Origin of the sequence: Methanoculleus oceani, from assembly GCF_023702065.1 — an archaeon.
Taxonomy (GTDB): Archaea; Halobacteriota; Methanomicrobia; order Methanomicrobiales; family Methanoculleaceae; genus Methanoculleus; species Methanoculleus oceani.
In genome coordinates this window covers 694,605-710,242 of sequence record NZ_QFDM01000002.1, presented here as the reverse complement: position 1 = coordinate 710,242, position 15,638 = coordinate 694,605, and the positions used below count along the sequence as shown (strand labels likewise).

14 protein-coding genes and 1 pseudogene are annotated in these 15,638 nt (G+C 63.0%); 6 read left to right on the top strand and 9 right to left on the bottom strand.

The window, feature by feature from the left end:
* Window positions 1-4: 4 nt before the first annotated feature.
* The gene (locus DIC75_RS08560; protein WP_250987601.1) at window positions 5-1,171 is read left to right on the top strand and encodes an MFS transporter; all 1,167 of its coding nucleotides are present in this window, start codon (window positions 5-7) and stop codon (window positions 1,169-1,171) included.
* Between the two features lie 45 nt (window positions 1,172-1,216).
* Window positions 1,217-2,866, top strand: coding sequence for an ABC1 kinase family protein (locus DIC75_RS08555; protein WP_250987600.1), 1,650 nt, complete (start codon window positions 1,217-1,219; stop codon window positions 2,864-2,866).
* Window positions 2,867-3,258: 392 nt separating this feature from the next.
* On the opposite strand, the gene DIC75_RS08550 is transcribed toward DIC75_RS08555, so the two are convergent.
* The 5 genes and pseudogenes from DIC75_RS08550 to cofG all read right to left on the bottom strand — a co-directional run bounded on the left by DIC75_RS08550 (window position 3,259) and on the right by cofG (window position 5,618).
* A complete protein-coding gene (locus DIC75_RS08550) occupies window positions 3,259-3,540 on the bottom strand; it encodes a ferredoxin-thioredoxin reductase catalytic domain-containing protein (protein WP_250987599.1) in 282 nt (93 codons plus the stop codon).
* Between the two features lie 13 nt (window positions 3,541-3,553).
* A pseudogene (locus DIC75_RS08545) lies at window positions 3,554-3,715 on the bottom strand (phosphoribosylformylglycinamidine synthase I); the annotation flags it as partial.
* On the bottom strand, window positions 3,667-3,858 hold the full coding sequence (locus DIC75_RS12345) for a phosphoribosylformylglycinamidine synthase subunit PurS (RefSeq protein ID WP_352151672.1): 192 nt from the start codon (window positions 3,856-3,858) through the stop codon (window positions 3,667-3,669). The gene DIC75_RS12345 and the pseudogene DIC75_RS08545, both read right to left, overlap by 49 nt.
* Window positions 3,855-4,580: a phosphoribosylaminoimidazolesuccinocarboxamide synthase gene (gene purC, locus DIC75_RS08535; RefSeq protein WP_250987598.1), complete on the bottom strand. Its 726-nt coding sequence runs from the start codon at window positions 4,578-4,580 to the stop codon at window positions 3,855-3,857. The genes DIC75_RS12345 and purC overlap by 4 nt, the downstream gene beginning before the upstream one ends.
* A gap of 42 nt (window positions 4,581-4,622) precedes the next feature.
* Window positions 4,623-5,618 carry a 7,8-didemethyl-8-hydroxy-5-deazariboflavin synthase subunit CofG gene (gene cofG, locus DIC75_RS08530; RefSeq protein WP_250987597.1) on the bottom strand — a complete coding sequence of 332 codons (996 nt, stop codon included), beginning with the start codon at window positions 5,616-5,618 and terminating at the stop codon, window positions 4,623-4,625.
* A gap of 467 nt (window positions 5,619-6,085) precedes the next feature.
* Here cofG and cofC point away from each other — a divergent pair, with 467 nt between their 5' ends.
* Window positions 6,086-6,733 (top strand): 2-phospho-L-lactate guanylyltransferase, encoded by a 648-nt coding sequence (gene cofC / locus DIC75_RS08525; protein ID WP_250987596.1) that lies wholly within the window; start codon window positions 6,086-6,088, stop codon window positions 6,731-6,733.
* Here cofC and cofE read toward each other — a convergent pair.
* From cofE to glyA, 4 genes are read right to left on the bottom strand one after another with little or no spacing between them, the layout of a single operon-like run.
* On the bottom strand, window positions 6,659-7,465 hold the full coding sequence (gene cofE / locus DIC75_RS08520; RefSeq protein ID WP_250987595.1) for a coenzyme F420-0:L-glutamate ligase: 807 nt from the start codon (window positions 7,463-7,465) through the stop codon (window positions 6,659-6,661). The genes cofC and cofE overlap by 75 nt on opposite strands.
* The gene (gene folP / locus DIC75_RS08515; RefSeq protein ID WP_250987594.1) at window positions 7,462-8,277 is read right to left on the bottom strand and encodes a dihydropteroate synthase; all 816 of its coding nucleotides are present in this window, start codon (window positions 8,275-8,277) and stop codon (window positions 7,462-7,464) included. Before folP ends, cofE begins: the two co-directional genes overlap by 4 nt.
* Window positions 8,253-9,104: a bifunctional methylenetetrahydrofolate dehydrogenase/methenyltetrahydrofolate cyclohydrolase FolD gene (folD, locus tag DIC75_RS08510; protein ID WP_250987593.1), complete on the bottom strand. Its 852-nt coding sequence runs from the start codon at window positions 9,102-9,104 to the stop codon at window positions 8,253-8,255. Before folD ends, folP begins: the two co-directional genes overlap by 25 nt.
* Window positions 9,101-10,372, bottom strand: coding sequence for a serine hydroxymethyltransferase (gene glyA, locus DIC75_RS08505; RefSeq protein WP_250987592.1), 1,272 nt, complete (start codon window positions 10,370-10,372; stop codon window positions 9,101-9,103). The genes folD and glyA overlap by 4 nt, the downstream gene beginning before the upstream one ends.
* A 189-nt stretch (window positions 10,373-10,561) precedes the next feature.
* Here glyA and DIC75_RS08500 point away from each other — a divergent pair, with 189 nt between their 5' ends.
* Genes DIC75_RS08500 through DIC75_RS08490 form a run of 3 tightly spaced genes read left to right on the top strand, consistent with a single transcriptional unit; the run spans window position 10,562 to window position 15,404 of the window.
* Complete coding sequence (locus tag DIC75_RS08500) at window positions 10,562-11,182, top strand: DUF7518 family protein (protein ID WP_250987591.1); 621 nt, start codon at window positions 10,562-10,564, stop codon at window positions 11,180-11,182.
* Window positions 11,183-11,200: 18 nt separating this feature from the next.
* Window positions 11,201-14,644, top strand: a complete 3,444-nt coding sequence (smc, locus tag DIC75_RS08495; protein WP_250987590.1) for a chromosome segregation protein SMC — start codon at window positions 11,201-11,203, stop codon at window positions 14,642-14,644.
* Window positions 14,637-15,404 carry a segregation/condensation protein A gene (locus DIC75_RS08490; RefSeq protein WP_250987589.1) on the top strand — a complete coding sequence of 256 codons (768 nt, stop codon included), beginning with the start codon at window positions 14,637-14,639 and terminating at the stop codon, window positions 15,402-15,404. The genes smc and DIC75_RS08490 overlap by 8 nt, the downstream gene beginning before the upstream one ends.
* The last annotated feature ends 234 nt before the right edge of the window (window positions 15,405-15,638 follow it).

The window sequence follows — 15,638 nt, the reverse complement described above, 5'->3', positions numbered from 1 at the left end:
AAGTGTGACTGTTGATACAAAACCGGTCTGGGGACTCTCCGCGGCCCACCTGGTGACCGACCTCTATTCTCCGGTCCTCCCTGCAATCCTGCCGCTCCTCATCGCAGAGCAGGGTTATTCGTTCTTCCTTGCCGGGCTGATCGTCACGGTCTACAACCTCACGTCGTCGTTCGTGCAGCCGCTCGTCGGCTGGCTCTTTGATACCCGTGGGCTTGCCGTCCACATCAGCGTCAGCGTGGCTCTCAGCGCGATCTTCATATCCGTGATCGGCCTTCTCGACAACTACTTCCTCGTCCTCGCATCCGTCGCCGTCGCGGCGCTGGGGCACGCCTTCTTCCACCCGAGCGCGCTCGGGACCGTCAGCCGCCTGACCCGGGACGCGAGCCGGGGCCGGATCACCTCCTACTTCGTCATCGGCGGCAACCTGGGCTACGCGATCGGCCCCATCTGCGCGGGCGTCGCCGTCGGCCTCATGGGCCTTCCCGGCCTCGTCGTCCTCGCCGTCCCCGGTATCGCGATGGCGGCGGTGCTCCGGCGTATCCTGCCCGCTCCCGATCGCCGCTCCGTCCCGGAAATGCCCGCCCCGGCCGAACGGCCCGCGTACCGGGCGATAGTTCTCCTGGTCGCGGCCTCGGGCCTCCGGGCATGGGCCATATTCGGCTCGGTCGCCTACCTCCCTACCATCCTCACCCTGCGGGGCATCGACCTCGTGACCGCAAACCTGCTGGTCTCGGGCATGCTCGTCGCCGGGGTCGTGGGGCAGGTGGTCGGCGGAATACTCTCCGACCGCTACGGTCGCAAAGAATACACACTCATCGGGCTCGTTGCCGCTATCCCGCCGTTCGTCATATTCCTCACGGCCGGCGGCATCGTCTCCCTGGTCGCGCTGATTGTCTTCGGGTTCATCCTCTGGTCGACCTTCGCCGTCACCGTTGCCATGGCCCACGAGATAGCCCCGGGGAACGTCGGGCTGGTCTCCGGCCTGATGCTCGGGCTCGCGGTCGGCGTGGGCGGGATGGGGGTCGCGGTCACGGGGTGGATCGCCGACCTGACTACGCTGACGCTCGGGCTCATGACCATCCCGATCGCGATCGTCCTCGCCGTTCCGCTCTTCCTGATCGTTCCCTATCCCTGGAAGACCCTCGTGCGGAGCCGGCTTTCGCGGGGATGATCCGGCCCCATCTCCTTAAGTACCGGGAGTGCAGATTCATCCCCGATGGTCACCCGGTTCCAGCGCTACCGGCAGATCGCGGATGTGCTGGTCAAGTACGGTTTCGGGATCCTCGTCGAGGAGGTCATTCCCGGGGGCGAACGGCTCAGGGCGTTCAGGAAGGCCCCCGAAGAGAAACGGTCGGTATACGAGCGTATCCGGCTTGCTATCGAGGAACTGGGGCCCACATACATCAAGTTCGGCCAGATCATGAGTACCCGCCGCGAACTTCTGCCGCCCGAACTGATCGAGGAACTGCAGGTGCTGCAGGACCGGGTTGCTCCGGTCCCGTTCGCGGATATCCGGCCGGTGATCATGAAATACTGCCCGAATCTCGAGGAGTGTTTCGATATCATCGAAGAGGAGCCGGTCGCGGCGGCCTCGCTCTCGCAGGTGCACCGTGCGGTGACGAAAGACGGGCACATCGTCGCCCTCAAAGTGCAGCGTCCCGGGATCGTCGACCTGATCGAGACCGATCTCCTGATCCTGCAGTCGCTCGTGACGCGGATGGATTCGATCTTCCCGGACCTGCGGGTGTACAACCTGCGGGGCATGGTGGAAGAGTTCTCGGCCCAGATCCGGCGCGAACTGGATTTCACCCAGGACGGAATGAACGCGGAGCGCCTCAAGCGGAACCTGCAGGACGTCCCATGCGTGAAGATCCCGGCCATCCACTGGCGGATCTCCGGCCCCTGCCTGCTCGCGATGGACTACATCGAGGGGGTGCGGATCGACGACGTGGAGGCCATCCGGAGCCTCGGCCTCTTCCCCGAAGAGGTTGCCGACATCGGCTTTTCCGCCTACGTTAAGCAGATCTTTTCCGACGGATTCTTCCACGGGGACCCCCACCCGGGCAACCTCCTGGTGACTGACCTGGGCGAGATCGCCTTCCTCGACTACGGCATTATCGGAGTAATCCGCCCGGAAAGAAGGCGCGTCTTCGTCGATCTCCTCCTCGCCATGACCCGGACGGACGTCGCCGGGGTGATCACGGCGCTCGGGAAGCTCGACGTGCACATCGGCCCGGCGGACCTCGATGCCGTGAAGGACGACCTCTACGTGGTCCTGCTGGATTACCGGGAGATGAAACTCGAGCGGGTGAACTTTGCGGTCGCGATCCGGGGCCTGACCGACACCCTTCGCCGGTACCATATCCGGGTCCCGTCCGCCCTGATGCTGATGATGAAGGTGATCGTCATGGTGATGGATATTGGCACCCGTCTCGACCCGTCGTTCAACTTCGACCAGCAGATCCGGCCGTACCTGATAGAGATCGCCGCACAGCAGCGGCTGTCCCCGGATAACGTGACGGGCGCGGTACGGTCCCTGGTTGACGCCGCGGAGGGCCTGCTTGCCATCCCCGGAAACGTGAACGAGACTCTGAAGACTCTCTCGGAGGGGACCGTCACGATCGAGCTCGAGACCCGCGACCTCAACGAGATCGTCGGCGTCATCGACCGGACGAGCGACAAGATCATCGTCGGGCTGGTGGTCGCTGCGGTCGTCGTCGGCTCGTCGTTGATCCTCCGGGTAGCGGATCTCCCCGTACCCGGGTACGTCTCGGTTCTCGCAACCGCGGGCTACGTGGTTGCGGTGCTCGTCGGGTTTTATGCAGTCTACCGCGTCCTCAGGTACAGCCGCGGGCTAAGACGGTAAACGACTGTCCGCAGGAGCGGAGTTCGAGCACCGCAGGTGTGAGTAACGACGTTCCATCAGGAGCGGAGTTCGAGCACCGCAGGTGTGAGTAACGACGTTCCATCAGGAGCGGAGTTCGAGCACCGCAGGTGTGAGTAACGACGTTCCATCAGGAGCGGAGTTCGAGCACCGCAGGTGTGAGTAACGACGTTCCATCAGGAGCGGAGTTCGAGCACCGCAGGTGTGAGTAACGACGTTCCATCAGGAGCGGAGTTCGAGCACCGCAGGTGTGAGTAACGACGTTCCATCAGGAGCGGAGTTCGAGCACCGCAGGTGCGAGTAACGACGTTCCGAAGTGCGACTGGCCGGAGATGCAAGCTGTGCGGTACGACTGCCGGAACACAAAAAAGAAATTATTCCGATTTCTTCTTGAAGAACAGCCTGCAGTGGCAGGTTCCTTCTTCTTCGATCTCTTTCTCGTGGTAGATGCAGGGGCAGACGATGATCCGGTCCTTCTCGGGGTCCCCGCTCCGGAGCCTGCAGGGGCAGTATGCCTCCCCGAACCGCTCCTTGTTCCGGGCGAGCCCGCGAAGGACGGCCGAGAGTTGCTTCTCGTCGACATTCAGTACGAAGTCTTTCTCCTTTGCGTACACCTTTGCTTTGGTCCGCGCCTCTTCAATCCCTTCTTCACTCATAACAAGACTCCAGTTATATAGCTCCTCTAGGCCCGTACTCTTCGATGTAGGCTATCATCGAGTTAAAGATTTTGACACCGTCCTCCAATCCGGGCACGGACTCACTCGCCCGCTCGGGGTGCGGCATCATCGCGAGCACGTTTCCGGCCTCCGAGAGGACGTCGGTGATGTTCTCCGCCGACCCGTTCCCCGCGGTTCAGCCGTGCTCGGGTCCTCGGTCGGGAACCCGGGGTTCGCGAGGGCATGCTGAATGGCACGCGCTTCGGGATCCAGCATTCCCTCTTTGAGTCCGATGGTGATGGTTACGCCGTACTTCATGCAGACCCGCCCCAGGGCGGGGAGAGTATTCGTTTCGCGACGCCGGCGTAAGTCTCCATGACATCCCCCTTACCGAAGCGGTAAACGTCCTTGTCGAGAGACGCCCCGGTCTCGTTGTCCCAGAGCCGCATCGAGTCCATGCTGATCTCGTCGCCGACGACGATCTCTCCGTCGTAACGGCCGAACTCGAGTTTGAAATCGACCAGGGAGATGCCGCGCAGGTCAAGGTAATCCGAGAGCACCTCGTTTGTCGCGAGCGCCATGGCCTTGATCTGATCGAGTTCCTCGGGCGTTGCAAGCCCGAGAGCGTAGATCAGGTCGTCGTTTAACATCGGGTCGTGGTGAGCGTCGCTCTTGTAGTCGATGACGATCACCGGCGGGTCGAGCCGTTCCCCTTCCTGGAACGGGTACCGGCGCACGATGGATCCGGCCGCGATGTTCCTGACGATCACTTCGAGCGGGATCATCCTGAGGGCCCGCACCGCAATAGTGGCTGGTTCGATGCTTTCGAGGTAGTGGGTCCTGATCCCGTTCTCTTCCAGGTACCTGAAGAGGAAGGAGGAGACCTCCGAGTTATATCTCCCCTTGCCGCCCAGGGTATCCTTCTTCTCGCCGTCGAACGCCGTGATGTCGTCCCGGAACTTCATGATATATACTTCCGGGTCGTCGGTGCGGTAGACGGACTTAGCTTTCCCTGTGTAGAGGAGGTCAACCTGTTTCATGGCGAAATCTCCTGATATGTGTTGTCGGGATAAATGATGAGGTTATGCACCCTCGCCCCGGCCGGGTGCGGCAATCTTCTCCGCGAGCCGCCGGATCAGGGGTTCGAGCTGGGGAGAATACCAGCCTTTCTCGATGTACTGCGGGTAAATGCAGAGCCGTTCGCGAAGTTCGGCGTCCCCGGCCACCCGCTGGAGTTCATCGATCTGCGGCCAGGGGTGTTCCGGGTTGACGTAGTCGATGGTGAGCGGGGAGACCCCGCCGAGGTCGTCCACGCCGCACCCGACGAGGTGCTCTGCGTCCGCGAGGTTCGGGGGTATCTGCACCGCCACGTCCGCCGGGAGGACCTCCCGGGCAAGGGTTATCGTCGCGCAGATCTCGCTCGTGCCGGGCACCGGCGCATCCGCCATCGGTGTCGCCGGCTTCGGGCAGAAGTTCTGCACGATCACTTCCTGGATGTGGCCGTAACGGCGGTGGAGGTCCCGGATGACCCGGAGCGACTCCTCGCGGTCCTCCATCGTCTCGCCGATCCCGAGCAGGATGCCGGTCGTGAACGGGATCGAGAGTCTTCCGGCGTTCTCGATCATCTCGATCCGGACCGCCGGATCTTTTCCGGGCGAATCCGTATGTGCGGCGACGTCCGCGGTCGTCTCGAGCATCAGCCCCATGCTCGCGTTCACCTCGCGGAGCCGGTCGAGTTCCTCGTAGGTGAGGATGCCGGCGTTGGTGTGCGGCAGCAGATCCCGTTCGATAGCCGCAAGAGATAGGTCGTAGACGTAGTCGAGGATATCCGCGTAGCCAAGCCGCCCGAGCATTTCGGCAAAGCCGGGCACCGCGCCCGGTCGTTCCCCGAAGGTGAAGAGCGCCTCCGTGCAGCCGAGGCCGGCACTCGCGTCCAGGGTCCGGATCGCCTCGTCGGGAGGCATGATGCACCCCTCCCGCACCGATGTGCGGAAACAGCAGTAGCCGCAACGATTTATGCAGACCGTTGTCAGGGGAAGAAACGCGTTCCTCGAAAAGGTGATCACGCGGCGGTGCATGGGTATATGTCGGCACCCCCCCACATGAAGTTTCGGTCGTGAGGGCGAGATGGCCTCGCGCAAAGTGCGATGTTCCGGCAGGAACGGAGCATGAGCACCGGAGGTGCGAAGTGCGATGTTCCGGCAGGAACGGAGCATGAGCACCGGAGGTGCGAAGTGCGATGTTTCGGCAGGAACGACTGCCCGTAGGACAGGAGTTCGAGCACCGGAGGTGCGAGGAACGGAGCATGAGCACCGAAGAACGATGTTCCATCAGGAACGGAGTTCGAGCACCGAAGGTGCGAGGTGCGAAGAACGCGAAGGACGGTTCTATAGGTGGCTTCTCTACGATGCCCCCGTAAATGTCCGGTTGCCGCCGGGGAATGCGATATGACCGGATGAGCAGCTCTCGATTTGACCCGGGCCTGCCTTTCCCCGACACACTGGAAACGATGCCTTTTTGATACTGCCCTGACAACGGTTTCACAATGTACTTTCACGCGCTCATCCCCTTTAAGCCCACAAACCCCAAGACGCGTCTCTCCTGCATCCTCAACCAGGAGGAGCGGGAGGCGTTCGCCCGGGCCATGCTTGAAGACGTGATCGCCTCCGTGCTGAAGTCCGGGTGCAGCGCCACCCTGCTCTGCACCCACCCCTTCAAACACGAGAACGCGCTCATTGCCGTCAGGAAGGAGTCGTTGAACGAAGCGATCAACTGGGCGCTCGGGCAGTTTCACTGCCCGGCGCTCATCATCATGGCCGACCTCCCCCTGGTGACGGCCGGGGATATCCAGCGGCTGATCCGTACCGAGAAGGACATGGCCATCGTGCCGGGCCGGGGCGGCGGGACGAACGTCATATTCTTAAAGAAGCCCAGATGTTTCCATGCCGACTTTTACGGCGCAAGTTTCCTCGACCACCTGCGGATCGCAGAGGAGTGCGGCTTCTCCGTCGATGTGATCGACTCGTTCCGGATGTCGACCGATGTCGACGAGAAGGAAGACTTGGTCGAGATCCTCATCCACGGAAAAAAGAGAAAGAGCCGGGAGTTCCTGGAGAGTTCAGGGTTTTCTATCGTCATCGACGAGAAGGGACGGGTCGGCGTGCAACGCGACCCCCATAAAGAGACACTCTGAAGCATCGATGGTGGCGACCCCGGCGTAGTCGCCGACGGGAAGCCCGATCCCCCGCACCACGGCCGCGGGGACGCACTCGCCCGCCTCTCCCATCACGAGTTCGGCAGCCGAGGCGATGCAGTCCGCCACCGCCCGCTTCGTCACCTCGAGTTCGCGGCCGAAGAGATCTTTCTTCCCGCGCTCGTCGATCACCGAGGGGATGCCCGAACACCCGATGGCGACCCCGCAGCACCCGAGCCGCATCGCGTGCGTCCGGGAATCGATGACGATGACCCCGACGTCGGCCCCCGACCGCTCTCCTATCGCGGCGCGTAGCCGTGCAGCGGACGCATCCGGGTCGACGGGCAGCAGGACGACGGAGCCGTGAGGGGCGTTCGAGGCGTCGATCCCCGCGTTCGGGAGGAGCGTCCCGTTCTTCATGCAGAGCAGGAACCCCGGGATGCCCCCGACGACCCGGTCGCTCTCCTGGAGCACCACCTCGACATGGCGGGGATCCATATGGTATTCGTCGGCGAGCCGGAGAGCTTTTCCCGATGGTTCGAGATCGGCCAGTCTCACGACCCGCCCTTCGGCGGTGGCCACCGCGGACTCCGCAACGACCACGACATCCCCGCCTTCAAAGCCCCGGCACTCTGAGCGCTCTGCGGCCGAAATGAGGTGTTCCGCGACGTCGTCGCCAGGGTGGATCAGGGGGGTCGCAAGCCCGTAAACCGAGAACGATGGTGGTGTCATGTCTCCCTCATCTTTGCGTAAACCCGCAGGAGGTCGGCAGTCTCGGCGACGTCGTGGCTCCGCACGATGGCTGCTCCCGCCGCAACAAGCATCGTCGTGAGCGCGAGGGTGCCCGCGAGCCGGTCTTCGGGCTGACGGCCGAGCAGATCCCCGATGAACGTCTTCCGCGAGACCGCGGCGAGCACCGGGCGGCCGAAGGCCGAGAACGACTGAAAGTTCCGGCAGAGTTCCCAGTCGTCCTCGCTCGTCCGCTCCGGGACCCATCTCCCGACCGCGGGATCGAGGACGTACTCGTCGATCCCGAGCAGCGCGCACCGGGTCACGACCATCCCGAGCGCTTCCCGCGTTGCGGCAAGGCCGGCGGCGTCGCCGGGCTCCCTGAAACTCGCCATCGCGAATACCGGCAGCCCGGAGTCGGCGACCGCCCGTGCGTAGCGCTCGTCGGCAAGGCCGGAGATGTCGTTCACCGCATGAATGTCGTGGCGGAGGCAGACCTCGAGCACCTCCGGGTGCCGGGTGTCTACCGAGAGGGTGATCCCGGTCCCGTCGAGTTCCGAGAGCGCCGCATCCACCCGTGCCGCTTCTTCGGTGACGGTGATGGGGGGAGAGCCGGGCGCCGTGCTCCGCGCCCCGAGGTCGATCATATCGGCGCCCGCTTCAAACATGGCAACGGCCCGGTCGTATATCTTCCCGGCCGGGATGTAGGAACTCCTGTAGAACGACTCGGGGCTGCAGTTGATGACTCCCATCAGACGGACCGGCGCACCGCCGCCGATCCGGAGGTGGTTTACCGTACAGTATTGTTGAAGCATGTCCTTAGGTTGGCCGCCCGGAAGGTATTCTCCATCAACGTCGCGATCGTCATGGGCCCGACGCCCCCGGGGACGGGGGTTATCGCTCCTGCGTGCCCGCGCACCGCCTCGAAGTCGACATCGCCGCAGAGCTTGCCCTGCTCGTCGTAGTTGATCCCGACGTCGATGACCGTCGCACCCTCTTTCACCATCTCCGGTCCGACAAACTTCGCTCTTCCGACCGCGCTGACCAGGATATCGGCATTTCTCATCTCGGCCTCGAGGTTCCTCGTCTTCGAGTGGCAGACGGTGACGGTCGCGTCGGCGTTCAGGAGAAGGACGGCCATGGGCCTGCCCACGTCGATGCTCCGGCCGACGACGACCGCCCGCCGCCCTTCGGTCGGGATCCCGTACTCCCCGAAGATCGTCATGATCCCCTGCGGGGTGCAGGGCGCAAAGACCGGGGTTCCGGCAAGAAGCCTTCCGAGGTTGTAGGGGTGGAACCCGTCCACGTCCTTTTCGGGCGCGACCGCATCGATGATGCGGGTGGTGTCTATCCGGGAGGGAAGCGGTAGCTGGACCAAGATGCCGTTGATGTCCGGGTCGTTGTTGAGCCGCGTGACCGCTTCGAGCACCCGTTCGGTGGAGGCGTCCTCCGGGAGCTCGATCCCGACCGACCCGATCCCGACACGCTCGCACGCCCGGTGCTTCATCCTGACGTAGAGTTTCGACCCGGGGTCTTCGCCCACGATGACGGTCGCAAGGCGTGGGTAGAGTCCGGACTCCTCTATCTTCTCCTTGAGGAGCTCGAGCCTCTTCTCCGAGACTGCTTTGCCGTCGAGTATCATGCTACGTCGGGGTGAAGGGGATACTTGTTCGCGAGAGCAATAACCTCTTCTCTCACTTCGGTGATCGCCTTCTTCGAGGTCCTGTCTCTCGCGATATCCTTTACGACCCGGGCGATCCAGTGGCCGATCTGCTTCATCTCCTCCTCTTTCATACCGCGGGAGGTGACGGCCGGCGTGCCGATGCGTAGGCCGCTCGTCACGAAGGGGCTGAGCTGTTCGCGGGGGATGGTGTTCTTGTTCACGGTGATGCCCGCCTCGCCGAGCGCGACCTCGGCCGCAAGGCCCGTGAGGTGCTCGCCGTTCGCGGAGACCCCGGTCAGGTCGAGCAGGATGAGGTGGTTGTCGGTGCCGCCGGAGACGAGGTCGAGCCCTTCCTGGCCGAGAACGTCGGCCATCGTGCGTGCGTTCCTGACGACCTGTCCGCAGTAGTCCCTGTACGCGGGGGTCAGCGCTTCCTTGAAGCAGACCGCCTTAGCGGCGATGGTGTGCATCAGCGGGCCGCCCTGCATGCCCGGGAAGATGGACTTGTCGATGGCGGCGGCATCTTCCTTGCCGCACATGATGGCCCCGCCGCGGGGGCCGCGCAGGGTCTTGTGCGTCGTCGTCGTCACGATGTCGACGACGCCGACCGGGGAGTTGTGGTATCCGGTCGCGCAGAGTCCGGCGATGTGGGCGATGTCGGCCATGCACCGCGCGCCGACGGCATCGGCGACCTCCTGGAACGCCTTGAAGTCGATCTCGCGGGGGTAGGCGCTCGCACCGCAGACGATCATCTGCGGTTTGACGATCCGTGCCATCTCCTCGATGACCGCGTAGTCGAGCGTCTCGGACTCGGCATCGACGCCGTAGTGGAAGATGGAGTACCAGCGCCCGGTGATGTTGACCGGCGAGCCGTGGGAGAGGTGGCCGCCCTGGGTGAGGCTCTGGCTCATGATCTTGTCTTTGTAAGCGAGGTAGGCGAAGTAGACCGCCTGGTTTGCCTGACTCCCCGAGTGAGGCTGGACGTTTGCGTGCTCCGCCCCGAAGAGTTCACACATCCGGTCGCGCGCCAGGTTCTCCACGACGTCATGGAACTCGCAACCTCCGTAATAGCGCTTGCCGGGGTACCCTTCGGCATACTTATTGGTCATGATAGAACCCATCGCCTCGAGAACCGCCTTGCTGACGACGTTCTCGGAGGCGATCAATTCCAACCCATTGATCTGACGCAGACGCTCTTTCTCGATGAGGCCCGCGACTTCTGGATCGAAGTTTGCCAGACTAGACATGCAGAAAAAAGGTTACTTTAGTGAGGTAATATTCTTTCTTTTATACGTGGTTGTTCATACGGTCGCCTGCCCGGTGCTGCCGGTGATTCTTCTGCCGCATCCCGGATAAAATGTAATAATTCTTCTTTTGAGGAATCTATAGTAATATTATTACGTAATTATTATCAAGGATTAATTTGAGGGAGAGTCATGGCGCAGAAAGATGCGAGGATACGATTTCTTGAGCGAGAACTCGCGGAGCGCGAGAAGGAGATGGAGACGATGAAAGAATATAAGGAACCGCCGATACCGGAGGCGGGAGATGAGCGCCTGCGCGATCTGGAGCGGAAGGTGCGGGAGCTCGAGGCCCTGGTGAAAGGCCTGACGGAAGAGGTTCTGGACGTCAAGTCCGTGGCGATGAAACTGTCCCGCGACGTTGAGGAGCGCCGGAAAAAGCCTGCGGCGGCTGAAGAGAGGAAGGCCGGGGCCATGCTCCAGGCAGAGCCCCGAGCCGCCGCCGAATCCAGGCCCGTGCGTGCCGCCGAACCCCGGAGCCCCGCGCGTCCGGCAGAGAAGCGGCCGCCTGCCCCCGCTCCGGAAGAAGAGAGGGATCTCGAACTCATCATGCAGAACGACGGGACGCTGAAGCCGGAGCCGAGGAGAACCTCGGAGTACATCGTCGCCAGCACCGGAACCCGAAGCGTCCCTGCGAAGGGCCGGGGGAAAGGCGGCAAGTCATCGGAACGGAAGCTTTTCGTCGAGCAGAAGACGCGTGAAGTTGACGACGTCATCCATGCTGAAGAGGATGACACGGTCGATCTCGATCGATAGGTAAAGGGAGTCTCGTCCTTGTACATCACGCAGCTTGAGATCGACAACTTCAAGTCTTTCGCCAGAAAGACGAAAATTCCTTTTTTTGAAGGATTCACTGTCGTTTCAGGCCCGAATGGATCCGGAAAGAGCAACATCATCGACAGCATCCTCTTTGTCCTGGCCCTCTCGGGTGCGCGGGGGCTGCGGGCCGAGAAGTTGACCGACCTGATCAACGTCAACTCCGGGAAGAACACCGCCGAGGTGACGGTCACGTTCTCGGACGGCACGACGATCCGTCGCCGGATCAAGCGGACGCCGACGGGATACTACAGTTACAACTATTTGAACAACCGCCTCTGCAAGCAGGGCGAGGTCATCGAGTTCCTCGCGAAGATCGGGATCAAACCGGAGGGCTACAACGTCGTGATGCAGGGGGATATCACCCGCATCATGGAGATGAGCGACGGGGAGCGGCGAAAGATCGTCGACGAGATCGCAGGTGTCGCCGAGTTCGATCACAAGCGCGAACAGGCGTTCTCGGAGCTCGAGGTGGTGCGGGAGCGGATCGAGCGCGAGGAGATCCTCCTAAACGAGCTCGTGGCGCGGCTGGATGCGCTTCAGCACGAGCGCGAGCAGGCTGTCGAGTACCGGCGGTGGCAGGAAGAGCTGGAACACCTCGGGCAGTGCCGGGGTGCGGCGCTCGTCCGGCAGAAAGAGCAGGAGATCGGCACCCTTCATGGCCTGATGCACGACCAACAGGCGGCGCTCGAGCGCAACGCCGGCGAGGTCGAGGCTCTCGGCACAAGCCTCGAGGAGGCGCGCGGGCGCCAGCATGCCGTCGACGAGGAGATTAATCGCAAGAGCGGCCCCGAATACCTCGAACTCGTCGGAAGGCTCGAAGAGGCGCGGGGCGGGATCAAGCTCGGCGAGAAGACCGTCGAACGACTGAAGGTCAGCCGGGAAGAGAACCTCGAAGCGGTCCAGCGGGTCTACATGGACAGCAGGCGCGCCGAGGCGAAAGTCGAGGAATGCGCCGGGCAGATCCGCAACCTCTCGATCGACCGGGCGAACCTCGCGATGGAACTCTCGACGCAGCGCGACCAGATGACGGCGGTCGAGGCGCGTATCGCAAGCGAGAGCAAGGAGGTCGAGGGAGTAAAGGACCAGCTCTTCGCCCGGCTGCAGGACCTCGAGAGCCGGAAGGAACTCCGGGCGAAGATCCTCCGCGAACAGGACCTCTTCATCGAGAAGAGCCGGATGCGGACGTCGGAGCGGGAGCGCCTGGATGCGCGCATCCGCCAGGTCGAGGAGGAACTGGAGAACAAGCAGGCGCAGGTCACGGACTATTCTTCCTGCATGGCCGACTGCGAGGCACAGAAGCGCCAGATCGAGCGCGACCTCTCCGAGGCCGAGAGTACGCTCTTTGCGCGGCGGTCGGCGCTTGACCGGCTGAAGAAGGAGATCCGGGAGAACGAGCAGAGCCTGATGCGCTTTGAGGCGCAGCAGCAGGCGCACGGCGATGCTGGCGGGAAGGCGATGGACGTCGTCCTCGGGATGGAGGGCGTCCACGGCACCGTTGCGCAGCTCGGGCGGGCGCCACCGGAGTACGCGACCGCGCTCGACGTGGCGGCGATGGGCCGGCTCCGCTGGGCGGTCGTCGATACCGATGCGGTGGCGGCCGATGCGATCCGCTACTTAAAGGAGAACCGTCTCGGGCGGGTCACCTTCCTGCCGCTCAACAAGCTCCGGCCCCCGATCCTCTCGCCGCTCGAGGCGGACCCGGGTATCGTCGGCTACGCGGTCGACCTCCTGGAGTTCGACCCGGCGTTCGACCGTGCCTTCCGGGTCGTCTTCGGCGCGACGGTGGTGGTGGACACCCTCGAACGGGCGCGGCGGCTGATGGGCCGGTACAAGATGGTCACCCTGGACGGGGACTTCGTCGAGAAGAGCGGCGCCATGACAGGCGGCTCTCAGGCAAAGAAGGTCCGCGGGTTCGGGGTGGCGGTCGACGACGAGATCATGCGGGTCCGTGCGACGCTTGCCGGCCTCGAGGCGGAGGCAGGGGAGATCGAGGCGTCCATCGGCCGCCTTGCCGTGGCTGCGGAGGCGAAGCGGGCGGAGCGGAGTGCGGTCGACGAACAGGTTGCGCGCTACCGCATGCTCGTGGAGGAGTTCCAGAAGCGCACCGAGGTGCTTGCGGGGGAAAAACAGACCCTTGAAGCGACCCTGCAGGAGATGCTCGAGAGCGCGAAGACCGGCGGCGAGGAGCTTGCGCGGCTCGAGACCGATCTCGAGCGGACTGCCGGCGAGATCGCGCGGATCTCTGCAGAGGTCGACGACCTCAAGAAGAAACTCAACGACACCGAGATCCCCGTTCTCACCGAGCAGTACGAGCTGCTCCGTAAGGCGGTCGAGGATATCGAGCGCCGGCTCCGGAATAAGGATGCAGACATCACCGACGCCAAACGCGAGCGCCAGCACTTCGCAAACCGCATCGAGGAGCTCGCCGCGGAGCGGAGCCGCCTGGAGGCAAAGAACCTGGAGATCGACGGCGAGATCACGGCTACAGAGGAGCAGATCGAGAGCCAGCGCCGCCTGATCGTCCAGTTCGAGGCGCGTCAGAAGGAGTTCTCCGACGAGCTTGCCGGCCTGCACGAAGAGCGGGACCGGATCCTCGACGAGATCCGGGTGCTGGACCAGCGTGCTCTCGAACTCTCGGGTGCGATGGAGCGCATCCGGATGCAGATCGATGCACTCGCGGAACGGGAACGCTCGCTCTTGGCGGAACTTTCGATGCTCCGGGAGCAGGCCGGCGACGTGGAGACCGACCTCGACCTCGCTGCGATCGATGCCGGAATTGCGGAAGCCGAGCGTGCGCTAAAGAAGATCGGTGCGGTGAACATGCTCGCGATCGAGGAGTGCGACCGGGTCGCGGCGCGCGTCGAGGAGAGGACCGAAAAGAAGGAGGTGCTCTCGCGGGAGCGGATGATGCTTCTCGAGCGGATCGAGAAGTACGAGAAGATGAAGTACGATGCCTTCATGACGGCCTTTAACGCGATCGATACGAATTTCCGGGACATTTTCGCGCGTTTGACCGAAGGGAGCGGAAGACTGATCCTCGATAATGAGGACGATCCTTTCTCCGGCGGCATGACGTTTGCAGTGCAGCCGCGTGACAAGAAGGTCCATCTCCTCTCCTCACTCTCCGGGGGCGAGAAGTCGCTCACCACGCTCGCGTTCATCTTCTCCATCCAGCAGTACATGCCCGCGCCGTTCTACGCGCTGGACGAGGTGGATATGTTCCTTGACGGGAACAACGTCGGCCGGATTGCTGCCATGGTGAACGAACTCTCAGGGAACGCGCAGTCGATCATCGTATCGCTCAGGAAGCCGATGATCGAGCGCGCCGACCGCATCGTGGGAGTGACGATCCGCCCGGACAAGAGCACGTACGTGACCGGTGTGCAGAACAATGGATGAAGAACCTGTCGAGATCCTGGCGGGCATGGCCGAGCGGGGAGAGGTCGATCCCTGGAACATCGATATCGTGGATGTGACGGATCGGTTTCTCGCCGAACTCGACCGCCGTAAGGAACTGGATCTGCGGGTCTCGGGGAGGACGCTCTTTTATGCCGCGTGCCTGTTGCGCCTGAAGTCGGACTATCTCGACGGGTGGGACGGCGATGAGGACGAGGAATCATTTGCGGACGAGGAGGAGGAGTCCTTTGCCGATCTCGGCTTCGACTTCGAGTCGGCCGGCGAGCTAGAGCCGATGGGCCGCCTGGAGCGGGAGATCCAGCGTCGCCTGGGGCGAAAGAATCTGCGGAAACGCCCGCCGGTCACGCTCTACGAACTGATCAAGCAGTTGAAGACGGCAGAGAAGGAGCAGCGCCGGAAACAGCGCAGAAGGGCAACTGTCGCCCGGGAACCGGATCTCGATCTCAGTGCCGGAGACGTGGTGGCGGTAGCGCACGATGAGGGCTACCAGAAGGCGGTCTCGATCGTGATGGAGGAATTCCGGCGGGCTGCGCAGAACGGGGATATCCTGACGCTCGGCGACCTGTCCGGGGCAATGGGGCGGACCCGTCGCGAGGTCTACATCCCGCTCCTGTTCCTGATGCTTGAGGGTAGGCTTGCCCTCTGGCAGGATGAGTTCTTCGGTGAGATCTATGTCGCCGACCACATCCCCGAGGGTGGCGACGAAGAGGACGGCCCCGCCGCGGCATCCGCGGCGCGGTGAGCAGAGACCGGTCTGCTGCCTCCGATCCTTCGATTTTGTCGAGAAATCTGCTGTATCCCGAATCGGTGACGCTGCGCGCGTGGCAACATCTCCTGCGCTCCGGGTGTTCATTGCAGTCCAAACAGCAGCAACCCCGGGCAGTTCTGTGCCGGGATGCCGTTTTTGTCTGGGTGCGGGGTAAATGTATAAATACCTCCGCCATCAACATGTAATAGTCAAGTTGGGAGCAAATTT